This is a genomic window from Amycolatopsis sp. NPDC051061 (genome assembly GCF_040682935.1).
GTDB lineage: Bacteria > Actinomycetota > Actinomycetes > Mycobacteriales > Pseudonocardiaceae > Amycolatopsis.
The window spans coordinates 51,166-64,763 of record NZ_JBFBBZ010000020.1 but is presented as its reverse complement, the minus strand read 5'-3'; the positions used below and the strand labels follow the sequence as shown (position 1 = coordinate 64,763).

Here is a 13,598-nt window from a genome sequence, read left to right as displayed (position 1 = left end):
GTGTGCGCATGAGCCTGCTTTCCGTTCGCGGGATCGTGAAGACCTTCCCGGGCGTGCGCGCGCTCGACGGCGTCGACCTCGACGTCGAACCGGGGGAGGTGCACTGCCTGCTCGGGCAGAACGGCGCGGGGAAGTCGACGCTGATCAAGGTCCTGTCCGGCGCGCACCGGCCGGACGAGGGCGAGATCAGCTGGCAGGGACAACGCGTCGAGCTCGGCTCGCCGGTCGACGCCCTGCGGCTGGGTATCGCCACCATGTACCAGGAGCTCGACCTGGTGCCCGGGCTTTCGGTGGCGGACAACATCTTCCTCGGCCACGAACGAGCCCGGCTCGGGTTCACGAAGATCTCCCAGGCGCGCGACGAAGCCGCGCGGCTGATGGCCCGGCTGGGGCACCCCGGCATCCGGCCGTGGCACGAGGTGGGCCGGCTGTCCGCCGCCGGCCAGCAGCTGGTGTCGATGGCCCGCGCGCTGGCCCACGACGCCCGGCTGCTCGTCATGGACGAACCCACCGCCGCGCTGGCCGGCGAGGAGGTCGACAACCTCTTCCGCATCGTCGGCGAGCTGACCGCCGACGGCGTCGCGGTCGTCTACATCTCGCACCGGCTCGAGGAGCTGCGCCGGATCGGGCACCGGGTGACCGTGCTCAAGGACGGCCGGACCGTCGGCACCGGGCTCGACGCGCGCACCACGCCGACCGCCGACCTCGTCGCGCTGATGGCCGGGCGCAAGGTCGAGACCGTCTTCGGGCCGCGCCACGACGGCCACGCGGACCGGACCAAGCAGGCCCTCGTGGTCGACGGACTCGCCAGGGACGGCGAGTTCGAGGACGTCGGCTTCACCGTGCACGCCGGGGAGGTCGTCGGGATCGCCGGCCTGGTCGGGTCCGGCCGCAGCGAGCTGCTGGAGACGATCTTCGGCGCGCGCAAGGCCGACCGCGGAACCGTTGCGGTGCAGGGGAAACCGCTGACCCCCGGCAACGTCCGGGCCGCCGTCAAGGCGGGCGTCGGGCTGGCCCCGGAGGAGCGCAAGAGCCAGGGCCTCCTGCTGGACCTGCCGGTGGTCCACAACGTGACGCTGGCGAGCCTCGGCCGGTACTCGAAGCTCGGGTTCACCGAGCGCGGCCGGGAGCTGGACGACGCCGGCGCGAGCCTGCGGCGCCTCGACCTGCGGCCCGCCGACCCGCGGCGGATCGTCCGCACGCTCTCGGGCGGCAACCAGCAGAAGGCGGTCCTCGCCCGGTGGCTGGTCCGCGGCTGCAAGGTGCTGCTGCTCGACGAACCGACCCGCGGCGTCGACGTCGGCGCCCGCGCCGAGCTCTACCGGCTGATCGACGAGCTGGCCGCGTCCGGCGTGGCGATCGTGCTGGTGTCCAGCGAAATCCCCGAGGTCCTCGGGCTGTCCGACCGGGTGCTGGTGCTGCGCGAGGGCCGTGTCCTCGCCGACCGGCCCTCCGCCGGCCTCACCGAGGCCGAAGTGCTCGACGTGATTCTGGAGGGGAGCGCGGCATGACCGACACCCAAGCACCGCCACAGGAAGCGCTTCCCGTCGAACGGAAACGGTTCTCTTTCCGGGCCGACCCGCGGCTGCTCGGCCTGGCCGGGGTGCTCGTCGTGCTGTGCCTGGTCGGCCAGTTCACCCGGCCCGAGCTGTTCTTCACCGAAAGCAACATCTCGACGATCCTGCGGTTGGCCGCGGCGATCGGCGTGGTCAGCGTCGGGATGACGTTCGTGATCATCAGCGGCGGCATCGACCTGTCCGTCGGCTCGATCGTCGCGTTGTCGAGCGTCTGGCTGACGACCCTGGCCACGCAGTCCTACGGCCCGTGGGTGATGGTCCTCTGTGGACTCGCGGTCGGGCTCGGCTGCGGGCTGGTCAACGGCGTGCTCGTCTCCTACGGCAAGGTCGTGCCGTTCATCGCGACGCTCGCGATGTACGTCTCGGCCCGCGGGCTCGCCGAGCGGCTCAGCGGCCGCCGCACCCAGGTCGTCGCCGACCAGGACTTCCTGACCTTCTTCCGCGGCGACCTGCTCGGGATCCCGGTGCTGATCTGGCTGTTCGCGCTGGTGTTCGCGGTCGGCTGGGTGGTGCTCAACCGCACCACCTTCGGCCGCCGGACCTACGCGGTCGGCGGCAACATCGAGGCGTCGCGGCTGGCCGGGATCAACGTCAAGCGGCACCTCGCGCTCGTCTACGGCGTGGCCGGGCTGTGCTGCGGGATCGCCGCGCTGATGGTCGTCGCGCGGACGACGGCGGGCGCGTCGACCAACGGCATGTTCTACGAGCTCGACGCGATCGCGGCCGTGGTCATCGGCGGCACGCTGCTCACCGGCGGCCGCGGTTCGCTGATCGGCACGCTCATCGGCGTGCTGATCTTCACGGTGCTGTCCAACCTCTTCACCCTCAACAACCTGGACACCGACATCCAGAACATCGCCAAAGGCGTGATCATCGTGCTCGCCGTGCTCTTGCAGTTCCGGGCCAGGAAAGCCAGGACCGGGTCGTAGTAGTCACCATCTCTGGAGGTCGTCATGACCGAACACCCCTTCCTCGGCCGCCGGGGATTCCTGCTCGGCGGCGCCGCGGTCGGCGCCGGCGCGCTGCTGGCCGGCTGCACGTCGAACACACCCGCGAACTCGGAGTCCAACGCGCCGGTCGCCAACGCGGGCAACAACGCCCAGCCGGGAAAGCCGGTCACGATCGGCTTCTCCGCGCCGGCCGCCGACCACGGCTGGATTGCGGCGATCACCAAGAACGCCAAGGCCCAGGCGCAGAAGTTCAGCGAGGTGAAGTTCAACGCCACCGAGGGCACCAACGACGTCAACCAGCAGATCTCCCAGGTGGAGACGCTGATCAACGCCAAGGTCGACGTGCTCGTCATCCTGCCCTTCGACGGGAAGGCGCTCACCTCGGTCGGGCAGCAGGCGATGGACGCCGGCATCCCGGTGATCAACCTGGACCGCGTCTTCGACACGCCGCTCGCCTATCGAACGTGGATCGGCGGCGACAACTACCGGATGGGCGTCAACGCCGGCAACTACATCGCGGCGGAGCTCAAGAAGAAGAACGTCGCGAACCCGATCATCGGCGAGGTCGCCGGGATCGACTCGCTGCCGCTGACCCAGGAACGCAGCAAGGGCTTCTCCGACGCGCTCGGACGGGCCGGGTTCAAGGTCGGCCCGCGGGTCTCGGCGCAGTTCACGTCGGAGTCGGGTGAGCAGCAGACGGCGAACCTGCTCCAGGGCGCGCCCAAGCTGGACGCGCTGTGGAACCACGACGACGACCAGGGCATCGGCGTCAACGCGGCGATCGACACCGCGGGCCGCAAGGAGTTCCTGATGGTCGGGGGCGCCGGCTCGAAGAACATGATGAACCTGATCAAGGCCGACGCGTCGCCGATCAAGGCGACCGTGCTCTACAGCCCGTCGATGGCCTCGACGGCGATCGCGCTGGCCCGCCTGCTCGGGCAGAGCAAGGGGATCGGCGACCTGGCCGAGCACGACATCCCGGCCGAGATCACGACGTACTCCGCGGTCGTGACGAAGGAGAACGTCGACCAGTACTTGGACGTCGGCTTCGACTCCTGACCGGACTGTCCACAGAGCACAAAGGAGGGGTATGAGCCCGGCACGGGAAACCATCGGGATCGGGATGGTGGGCCACGCGTTCATGGGTGCGGTGCATTCGCACGCCTGGCGCAGCGTCCACCGGTTCTTCGATCCGCCGCTGGTGCCGAGACTCGCCGTCCTCGCCGGGCGCGACGAGACCCGGGCGAAGGCGGCGGCGGAGCGGTTCGGCTGGGAAGCCGTCGAAACGGACTGGCGGAAGCTGATCGCCCGCGACGACGTCGGCCTGGTCGACGTCTGCACGCCGGGCGACAGCCACGCCGAGATCGCGATCGCCGCGCTGGAGGCCGGGAAGCACGTGCTGTGCGAGAAACCCCTGGCCAACTCGGTCGCGGAGGCCGAAGCGATGGCCGAAGCGGCGCGGAAGGCCCGTGGACGCGGGGTACGGGCCATGGTCGCGTTCAACTACCGCCGGGTGCCCGCGCTCGCGCACGCCAGGAAACTGGTGGCGAGCGGGGCACTCGGGGAGATCCGGCACGTGCGCTCGGTCTACCTGCAGGACTGGCTGTCCGATCCGCAGGCGCCGATGACTTGGCGCCTGCGCAAGGAATCCGCCGGTTCGGGCGCGCTGGGCGACCTCGGCGCGCACATCGTCGACGCCGCCCAGTTCGTCACCGGCGAGGTGATCACCGGCGTTTCAGCGCTGACGAACACCTTCGTGAAGCAGCGGCCGTCCGAAAACGGCGGGACGGACGACGTGACGGTCGACGACACCGCGTTGTTCCTGGCCCGGCTGTCCGGGGGAGCCGTGGCGAGCTTCGAGGCGACCCGGTTCGCGCTGGGCCGCAAGAACGCGATGCGGCTCGAGGTCAACGGCTCGAAGGCGAGCCTGGCGTTCGACTTCGAGTCGATGAACGAACTCCAGTGGTACGAGGGCGGCGGCACCGAGGCCGGGTTCCGGCGCATCCTCGTCACCGAGCCCGAGCACCCGTACGTCGGGGTGTGGTGGCCGCCGGGGCACCTCCTCGGTTACGAGCACACGTTCACCAACGAGGTCGCCGACCTCCTGGCCGCCATCGGAGCGGGCACCGATCCCGAGCCGAGCTTCGAGGACGGCCTGCGGGTCCAGCGCGTGCTGCACGCGGTGGGGGAAAGCGCTTCCGCACAGGCCGCGTGGACCGAGGTGCCCCGATGAGCCGTCCGGTCACGCTGTTCACCGGCCAGTGGGCGGACCTGCCGTTCACCGAGGTCTGCAAGCTCGCCGCGGAGTGGGGCTACGACGGCCTGGAAATCGCCTGCTCCGGCGACCACTTCGAGGTCGATCGCGCACTGTCCGAGGAGGACTACGTGCCCGGCCGCCTGGCGCTGCTCGCCGAGCACGGGCTCAAGGTGTGGGCGATCTCGAACCACCTGGTCGGCCAGGCCGTCTGCGACGACCCGATCGACGCCCGGCACCGCGCGATCCTCCCGTCCCGCATCTGGGGCGACGGCGAACCCGAGGGCGTCCGGCAGCGGGCGGCCGCGGAGATGGCCGACACCGCGCGGGCGGCGGCCAAGCTCGGGGTGGACACGGTCATCGGGTTCACCGGGTCGAAGATCTGGAAGTACGTGGCGATGTTTCCCCCGGTCGCGCGCGATGACATCGATGACGGCTACGCCGACTTCGCCCGCCGGTGGAACCCGATCCTCGACGTCTTCGACGAGGTGGGCGTCCGGTTCGCGCACGAAGTGCACCCGTCGGAGATCGCGTACGACTACTGGACGACCAAACGGACTCTCGAAGCCGTGGACCACCGGCCCGCGTTCGGGCTGAACTGGGACCCGTCGCACTTCGTCTGGCAGGACCTCGACCCGGTCGGGTTCATCCTCGACTTCGCCGACCGGATCTACCACGTCGACTGCAAGGACACGAGAAAGCGCTTCGACGGCCGCAACGGCCGGCTCGGCTCGCACCTGGCCTGGGCCGATCCGCGGCGGGGCTGGGACTTCGTGTCCGTCGGCCACGGCGACGTCCCGTGGGAGGACTGCTTCCGGGCGTTGAACTCGATCGGCTACACCGGCCCGATCTCGGTGGAGTGGGAAGACGCCGGGATGGACCGCCTCCGCGGCGCGGCGGAGGCGGTGAAGTACCTGCGCGAGCACCTGTTCGACCAGCCGTCGGCGGCTTTCGACGCGGCTTTCAGCAACCAGAGATGAGGGAGTTCCATGTGCGGTGACTTGCCAGAACAGCACTCCCGACGGACATTCCTGAACGTGGCCACGGCCGCCCTCACGGTGGGGGCCGCGGCGATGGCGTTGCCCGGTACCGCGAGCGCGTCCCAGGCCCGGCAGCGGGTCCCGCTCGACAAGATCAGCATCCAGCTCTACTCGCTGCGTTCGCTGCTGCAGAACGACCCCGAAGGCACGCTGTCCGCGCTGGCCGACATCGGCTACCGGAAGGTCGAGCTGGCCGGGACGTACGGCCGCAGCGCGACCGAGTTCCGGGCCATCCTCGACAAGAACCACCTGCGCGCGTCCTCGACGCACGTCGGCATCGACGGTGACCTGAACCAGACCATCGCCGACGCCAAGATCCTCGGCAACCGCTACGCCGTCGTGCCGTACGCGCAGTTCGGCACCATCGCCGAGTGGGAGGCTTTCGCGGGCCGCATGAACACCGCCGCGGTGGCCTTCAAGAAGGCCGGGCTGAAGCTCGGTTACCACAACCACGACCACGAGTTCGCCCCGATCGGCGGCGTGGTCCCGTACCACGTGCTCACCGCGAAGACGAACAAGCGTGACGTCCACCTGGAAATCGATCTCTTCTGGGCGGTGAACGGCGGCGCGGACCCGGTCGAGCTGTTCCGGCGCAACTACCCGCGCGTGACGCAGTACCACGTGAAGGACCGGACCGCGGACGGGCAGATGGTCGACCCCGGCGCGGGGGTCATCAACTTCCCGCGCATCTTCGCCGCGTCCTGCCACAACATCAGCGAGTACATCGTCGAGCACGACCAGCCGGCCGACCCGTTGAGCACCGCCAAGGTCGGCTTCGAGTACCTCCGCACCGTTCGGTTCTGACTCCCGGGGGAAAGCACATGCGAGTGTCACGTCGGTCGATGCTGGCCGGAACCGCCGCCGGGGTGCTGGTGCCCGCTATCGGCGTAGGCGCCGATTCGGCGTCGGCGGCGGGTCTGACCCGCAAGATCACGATCTACGCGGAAGCGCTTCCCGGCGGCCTCTACGGCTACGGTCTCGAGCCGGGCAAAGCCACGATCCCGGGGCCGCTGCTGGAGATCTACGAAGCCGACACCCTCGAGATCGAACTGGTCAACCGGACCGACCAGCGGCTGTCGATCCACCCGCACGGCGTCATCTACGACACCGCATCCGACGGCGCTCCGCTGAACGCGTCGTTCAACAACCCGGGCGAGACCCGGACCTACACCTGGAAGACGCGGACCCGCTACGAGGCCAGCGGCGGGTTCTGGATGCCGGGCAGCGCCGGGTACTGGCACTACCACGACCACGCGATGGGCACCGACCACGGCACCGGCGGCCTCGCCCGCGGGCTCTACGGCGGGCTGATCGTGCGCAAGCGCGGGGACCTGTTGCCCAGCAGGCAGTACACGGTCGTGTTCAACGAGATGATGATCAACCACGAGATGGCGCCCGACACGCCGATGTTCGAAGCGCGGCTCGGCGAGCGCGTCGAGTGGGTCTGCGTCGGGTACGGCAGCCTGCCCCACACGTTCCACCTGCACGGGCACCGCTGGGCCGACACCCGCACCGGGATGCTGAGCAGTGCCACGGACAACGCCCAGATCGTGGACAACAAGAACCTCGACCCCGGCAGCTCGTTCGGCTTCCAGGTGATTGCCGGCGAAGGCGTCGGGCCGGGGGTGTGGATGTACCACTGCCACGTCCAGACCCACTCCGACGGCGGGATGGTGGGCCTGTTCCTGGTCCGCAACCCCGACGGCAGCCTGCCCGAGGGCGCACAGGAAGCGATCGACCGGTTCAAGCAGCACGGCCACGCCGGGCACGACATGAACCCCGACGGCCGCACCCACGCTTAGGAGGGAACCATGAAGAGAAAGTGGTTCGGACGGCGGATGGCGGTCGTGCTCGCCATCGGATCGGTCCTCGCGGCCGGCGCGCCGCTGATGGCGATGCCCGTCGCGCAGGCCGCGCCCGCCGCGGTGAACGTGCCGGTCAACGTGCTGCTCTTCCACGGCGCGGCGGCGGAGCAGAAGGACCCGGTGCTGCGCGCGGCGGACGCGATCGCGCGGCTCGGGCAGGACAACGGCATCACGGTGACGGCGTCGTCCGACCCCGCCGTGTTCAGCGCGGCCAACCTCGCCCGGTACCGCGGCGTGGTGTTCCTGTCCGCGCAGGGCGTGACGCTCGCGCGTGAGCAGGAAGCCGCGCTGCAGGCCTACATGAAGGCCGGCGGCGGGTTCCTCGGCATCTCCGACGCCGCCCGCGCGCAGGACTCTTCCCAGTGGTTCACCGGCTTGATCGGCGCGCGCCCGGTCGGCGCCCGCCCGACGCCCGAGGCCGTGGCTTCGGTGACCGCGAGCGCGGAGAACCCGCCGAACGAGACCAAGGAAAAGCTGGCCGACAACAACGAGAACACCAAGTGGCTGACGTTCGCCACGACCGGCTGGGCCGCCTACAAGATGGCCGCCCCGGTCGCGGTCAGCAGCTACTCGCTGGTGTCGGCGAACGACTTCCCCGGCCGGGACCCGAAGAGCTGGACCCTGCAGGGTTCGGCGGACGGGGCCACCTGGACCGACCTGGACACGCGCACGAACGAGGTGTTCCAGGAGCGGTTCCAGACCCGGACGTTCACCTTCGCCAACACCACGGTCTACCCGAACTACCGGCTGAACATCACCGCGAACTCGGGTGAGCCGCTCATCCAGCTGGCGGACCTCAAGCTGTTCAAGGACACCTCGACGACCCCGCCGCCGCCCGAGCCCGCGCCGCAGCAGGCCGTCGTCGACGTCCTGGACGCCCAGCACCCGGCCACCGCCGGGCTGCCGCAGAACTGGACGCGCACGGACCGGTGGCTCAACTGGGAGACCAACCCGGTCGGCACCGTCCACACGGTCGCGCAGGTCGAGGAGAAGGGCTACAACCCGGGCGTCGGTGCCAACGGCGCGTTCCACCCGGTCTCGTGGTGCCGTGACTACGAGGGCGGCCGGTCCTTCTACACCGGCATGGGCCGCACCGAGGCGTCCTACGGCGAAGACCAGTTCCGCAAGCACCTGCTCGGCGCCCTGCGCTGGACGACCGGGATGGTGCGCGGCGACTGCCAGGCCGGCATCGCCGCGAACTACAAGATCGAGCGGCTGACCGGGAAGAACGCGGCCGGGCAGCTCGACCAGATCGGCGAGCCGCACGGGCTCACCATCGCTCCGGACGGCAAGGTGTTCTACATCGGCAAGGCGGCCTGCCCGACCGCGCCGATCGTCAGCTGGGACGACCCGAACGTCGGCCTCGGCTGCGGCACGGTCCACCAGTGGGACCCCGCCACCAAGAAGGTCAAGCTGCTCACGACCTTGCCGGTGATGGGCAACCGCGGCAGCGGTGACGAGCTGGTCAAGAACGAAGAGGGCCTGCTCGGGCTGGCGCTGGACCCGAAGTTCGCCGAGAACGGCTGGATGTACGCCTACTGGATGCCGCACGCGTCGATCGACCGCGACAAGCGGATCGGCAAGCGCACCATCTCGCGGTTCACCTACAACGCCACGGCGCAGACGATCGACCAGGCGACGCGCAAGGACCTGCTGTCCTGGGACGTGCAGATCCACAGCTGCTGCCACGCCGGTGGCGGCATGGCGTTCGACAAGGACGGGAACCTCTACGTCGGGTCCGGGGACAACAACTCCTCGGGCGGCTCGAACGGCTACTCCGGCAACAACTGGACGCTCGACTACAAGGGCATCTCCTTCCAGGACGCGCGCCGCACGGCGGGCAACACGAACGACCTGGACGGCAAGATCCTGCGCATCCACCCGGAGGCGAACGGGACCTACACGATCCCGGCGGGCAACCTCTTCCCGAACGGGCCGGCGGACAAGACGCGCCCGGAGATCTACGTGATGGGCGTCCGCAACATCGCCCGGCTGCAGATCGACCCGGTGCACAACTGGCTGACCGCGGGCTGGGTCGGCCCCGACGCGTCGTCGCCGAGCCCGGAGCTCGGGCCGGCGAAGTACGAGACGGCGACGGTCATCACCGAGGCGGGCAACCACGGCTGGCCGTACTGCATGGGCAACCGGCAGCCCTACCGCGACCGCAGCAGCACGAACGCCGCGGAGCTGACCGGCTGGTACGACTGCGACAACCCGGTGAACACCTCGCCGCGCAACACGGGCCTGGTGAACCTGCCGCCGATCAAGGACAACATGATCTGGTACTCGCCCGACGGCGGCGGCCCGGTCTTCCCGAAGCGGCCGGGCACCTCGATCCCGACGTACAACGCGGCGGACGCCACCTACACCGAGCCGTACCTGCGGGGTGGCGGCCAGGCCGTGATGTCCGGGCCGACGTACCACCGTTCGCTGGTCGACACGAACAGCGGCGTGGCGTGGCCGGCCTACTGGGACAACAAGTGGTTCATCGGCGACGAGTCCAACGCCCAGAACCGCGTCGCGGTGACCGTCGACCCGGCGGGCGTGCCGACGCACCAGCCGCCGGTGTTCGCCGAGACGTTCCGGCAGATCATCCCGGGCGGCTCGGGTGACACCCGGGTGCAGAGCTGGATGGACGCCAAGTTCGGGCCGGACGGCGCGCTGTACGTGCTCGACTACGGCAACGGCTTCTTCTCCTTGGACGCCAACCAGAAGCTGCTCAAGATCAGCTACACCGGCGGCGCCCCGACCCCGGCGCCGGCGGCGTCGTCGACGCTGGTGCAGAACAAGGCGCTGACGGCGGCGTTCACCGGGTCGAAGTCCGGCGGCGTGTCCTACCGCTGGGAGTTCGGCGACGGCTCGGTGTCCACCCAGGCCGACCCGCGCCACACCTACCCGCGCACCGGGATCTTCACCGCCAAGCTGACCGTGACCTACGCGAACGGCGAGGCGGTGACCACGCGGACCGCGGTGAACGTCGGGTGCGTCGTGGCCGATCCGAGTCCGGTGGTGACCCTGGGAGACCAGATCACGAAGGTGCCGAACCGCAACGCGGGCGGTGGCTGTTCGGTGGACGACTTCATCGACGACGAAAGCACGTGGAGCACGCACGCGGCCTTCGTCAACCACGTCGAGCAGGCCACCGAGACGCTCTCCGACCTCGGGGTGCTGAACGACGCCGAGGTGACCGAGCTGAACTCCGCGGCCGAGGCGTCACCGATCGGGAAGCCCGGGACCACCGGGTACGACGCGATCTTCGACGGCACGGCGGAGTCGTTGCGGGGCTGGGAACAGGCGCCATCGGGGCAGTTCACGCTGCAGCCCGACGGGTCGATCCGCTCGGCCGGTGGACTGGGCATGCTCTGGTACGCCCAGCGGCAGTTCACCGACTTCTCGGTGAAGGTGCAGTTCAAGGACATCGCCCCGGACGCGAACCGGGCCAACAGCGGCGTCTTCGTCCGGTTCCCGGATCCGCGGACACCCCTGGAACAGCGGCCGCCGGGCAGCTGCGGCACGGTCGGCTCGGCGCGGACGTCGCAGGCGTGGGTCGCGATCTACTGCGGCCACGAGATCCAGATCTACGACGGCGACACCGGCGAGCCGCAGAAGACCGGCTCGGTCTACAACTTCGACCCGCGCCCGCTCGACCAGGCGGGAGCGCGGCCGAAGGCGACCTGGAACGAGTACGAGATCAAGGTCGTCGGGCAGCACTACACGATGATCCGCAACGGCGTGGTGATCAACGAGTTCGACAACACGCCGGGTCAGCAGTCCTCGCGCGCCGGGGACCCGCCGACCGACCTGCGGCAGTTCGTCAGCGGGTTCATCGGGCTGCAGAACCACAGTGACAACGACCTGATCGAGTTCCGCAACATCCGGGTGCGGCAGCTGTAGCGCGATGGGGGCCGGGCACGCGCCCGGCCCCCATCCCTCACGGGAAGGTTCCTCCGGCGATGTCCCCACGACGACTGATCGCAGTGCTGCTGGCCGCATTCCTGGCCGTGCTCGGACTGGCCACCCCCGCCGTGGGGGCGCCGGTCCAGACCCTGACCTGGACCGCGGGCGACAGCACCACCGAATACGCGTCCGCGCCCACCGGCGCGCTGCCCGGCGAGACCACCATCGTCTTCGAGAACAGCGCGGCCACCGGCAACACGACGGGGATGTCGCACACGTTGACGTTCGACACGTCGACGCCGGGCTACAACCACGACGTCTCCCTGAACATCCTGGCCAACCCCTTCGACCCCCAGGACGGCCGGCACGAAGCGGTCGTGACGCTCACGCCGGGCAAGTACCGGTACTTCTGCACGATCCCCGGGCACACGGCGATGGTGGGGGAGTTCGTCGTCTCCGGCGGCGGCGGCGACACCACGCCCCCGGTCGTCACCGCCGCCGTGGCGGGGGACAAGGACCCGTCCGGCAACTACCTCGACTCGGCCACGGTTTCCCTGACCGCGACGGACGCGGGCTCCGGCGTGGCCGCGGTGGAATACCAGCTCGACGGCGGCACCTGGACGGCTTACACCGCGCCGGTGGTGGTTTCCGTGGTGGGCATGCACATGCTGCACCACCGCGCCCGTGACGTCGCCGGGAACGAGTCCGCCGAGGGAATGGAGCACTTCACGATCGTCGAAGGGCAGGGCGACACGACCCCGCCGACGGTGACCGCGGCGATCACCGGGCAGCAGGACCCCTCGGGCGGCTACGTCGACGTCGCCACGGTCAAGCTGACGGCGACCGACGCCGACTCGACGGTGGCTTCGGTGGAGTACCAGCTGGACGGCGGGGCGTGGACCGCTTACACCGCACCGGTCGCGGTGACCGGGGCCGGTGCGCACATGGTCCACTTCCGGGCGACCGACGCCGCCGGGAACACGTCACCGGAGGGCATGTCCCCCTTCACCGTGGTGAAGAGCGACACGACACCCCCGATCGTCACGGCTTCGCTCGGTGGCACGCAGGATGCCGACGGCAACTACGTCGGCAAGGCGACCGTCACCCTCGTGGCTTCGGACACCGGGTCCGGGGTCGCGGCGGTGGAGTACCGGGTGGACGGCGGCGCGTGGACCGCCTACACCGCACCGGTTCCGGTGACCGCGCCCGGCGCGCACACGGTCGACTACCGGGCTCGGGACGTCGCCGGGAATACGTCTGCTCCGGCGAGCGTGTCCTTCACCGTGGTCGCCGGCGGCGACACGACTGCGCCGGTGTTGACGATGGTGGTGGGTGGCAACCAGAGCGGCGACTGGTCGTACGTCGGCCAGGCGACGGTGTCGCTGGCCGCCACCGACACCGGGTCCGGCGTGGACTCCGTCGAGTACAAAGTGGACAGTGGAGCGTGGACCCGCTACGCCGCCCCGGTGGTGGTCTCCGCGCTCGGCACGCACACCGTGCGGTCGCGGGCCACGGACGTCGCCGGGAACGTCTCGGACGAGGTGTCCGGCACGTTCACCGTGGTCGCGACCCCGCCGCCACCGGACGCCTGCCCGGTCTCGGACACCCGGGAGACCGTGGTGATCGGCGAGGTCGACAGCCAGGTGGAGAACATCGACATCGGCAACGGCTGCACGCTCAACGACGTCATCGACGAGAACGCGGAGTACGCGTCGCACGACCGGTTCGTGAAGCACGTGAAGGCGGTGACCCAGGAACTGGTCGGCAACGGAGTGCTGGCCGGCGGGGACCGCAACCGCATCGTGACGGCGGCGATCGAGTCGGACATCGGCGGCGCTCCCACCGCCGGCGCCCGCGCCGGTGACGTCAGGAAGCTGCTGTAGCCGCTCGCACTTCGCGGAGGGCCGCCCGGGCGGGGGGGGCGCACGCGGGGCCGCCCCCCCGCGGGCGCCCCCGGAGGGTGGGGGGGGGGAATAAGAGGGCCCCCCGCAGGGGGGGGACGGGAGAGAGGCGGG

General features: G+C 70.1%; 9 protein-coding genes. All 9 read left to right on the top strand.

Features of this window, described 5'->3' with window-relative positions:
* Positions 1–8: 8 nt before the first annotated feature.
* The 9 genes from AB0N03_RS26050 to AB0N03_RS26010 are packed head-to-tail and all read left to right on the top strand — an operon-like array spanning position 9 to position 13,466.
* Complete coding sequence (locus tag AB0N03_RS26050) at positions 9–1,511, top strand: sugar ABC transporter ATP-binding protein (RefSeq protein ID WP_364376822.1); 1,503 nt, start codon at positions 9–11, stop codon at positions 1,509–1,511.
* Complete coding sequence (locus AB0N03_RS26045) at positions 1,508–2,506, top strand: ABC transporter permease (protein WP_364376820.1); 999 nt, start codon at positions 1,508–1,510, stop codon at positions 2,504–2,506. Before AB0N03_RS26050 ends, AB0N03_RS26045 begins: the two co-directional genes overlap by 4 nt.
* Before the next feature lie 24 nt (positions 2,507–2,530).
* Positions 2,531–3,586: a substrate-binding domain-containing protein gene (locus tag AB0N03_RS26040; protein WP_364376817.1), complete on the top strand. Its 1,056-nt coding sequence runs from the start codon at positions 2,531–2,533 to the stop codon at positions 3,584–3,586.
* Positions 3,587–3,617: 31 nt separating this feature from the next.
* Positions 3,618–4,760, top strand: a complete 1,143-nt coding sequence (locus AB0N03_RS26035) for a Gfo/Idh/MocA family oxidoreductase (protein WP_364376814.1) — start codon at positions 3,618–3,620, stop codon at positions 4,758–4,760.
* On the top strand, positions 4,757–5,761 hold the full coding sequence (locus AB0N03_RS26030) for a sugar phosphate isomerase/epimerase family protein (RefSeq protein WP_364376811.1): 1,005 nt from the start codon (positions 4,757–4,759) through the stop codon (positions 5,759–5,761). Before AB0N03_RS26035 ends, AB0N03_RS26030 begins: the two co-directional genes overlap by 4 nt.
* A 57-nt stretch (positions 5,762–5,818) precedes the next feature.
* Positions 5,819–6,625 (top strand): sugar phosphate isomerase/epimerase, encoded by an 807-nt coding sequence (locus tag AB0N03_RS26025; protein ID WP_364376808.1) that lies wholly within the window; start codon positions 5,819–5,821, stop codon positions 6,623–6,625.
* Between the two features lie 17 nt (positions 6,626–6,642).
* Positions 6,643–7,623: a multicopper oxidase domain-containing protein gene (locus AB0N03_RS26020; RefSeq protein WP_364376806.1), complete on the top strand. Its 981-nt coding sequence runs from the start codon at positions 6,643–6,645 to the stop codon at positions 7,621–7,623.
* 9 nt (positions 7,624–7,632) lie between these two features.
* Entirely contained in the window at positions 7,633–11,580 is a 3,948-nt protein-coding gene (locus AB0N03_RS26015; protein ID WP_364376804.1) for a ThuA domain-containing protein, read from the top strand.
* A gap of 59 nt (positions 11,581–11,639) precedes the next feature.
* Entirely contained in the window at positions 11,640–13,466 is a 1,827-nt protein-coding gene (locus tag AB0N03_RS26010; protein ID WP_364376802.1) for a copper-binding protein, read from the top strand.
* The last annotated feature ends 132 nt before the right edge of the window (positions 13,467–13,598 follow it).

Bases quoted from the DNA above. Each gene is read 5' to 3' on its own strand.
- AB0N03_RS26050 (WP_364376822.1), top strand. From the start codon at position 9: ATGAGCCTGCTTTCCGTTCGCGGGATCGTGAAGACCTTCCCGGGCGTG.
- AB0N03_RS26045 (WP_364376820.1), top strand. From the start codon at position 1,508: ATGACCGACACCCAAGCACCGCCACAGGAAGCGCTTCCCGTCGAACGG.
- AB0N03_RS26040 (WP_364376817.1), top strand. From the start codon at position 2,531: ATGACCGAACACCCCTTCCTCGGCCGCCGGGGATTCCTGCTCGGCGGC.
- AB0N03_RS26035 (WP_364376814.1), top strand. From the start codon at position 3,618: ATGAGCCCGGCACGGGAAACCATCGGGATCGGGATGGTGGGCCACGCG.
- AB0N03_RS26030 (WP_364376811.1), top strand. From the start codon at position 4,757: ATGAGCCGTCCGGTCACGCTGTTCACCGGCCAGTGGGCGGACCTGCCG.
- AB0N03_RS26020 (WP_364376806.1), top strand. From the start codon at position 6,643: ATGCGAGTGTCACGTCGGTCGATGCTGGCCGGAACCGCCGCCGGGGTG.
- AB0N03_RS26015 (WP_364376804.1), top strand. From the start codon at position 7,633: ATGAAGAGAAAGTGGTTCGGACGGCGGATGGCGGTCGTGCTCGCCATC.
- AB0N03_RS26010 (WP_364376802.1), top strand. From the start codon at position 11,640: ATGTCCCCACGACGACTGATCGCAGTGCTGCTGGCCGCATTCCTGGCC.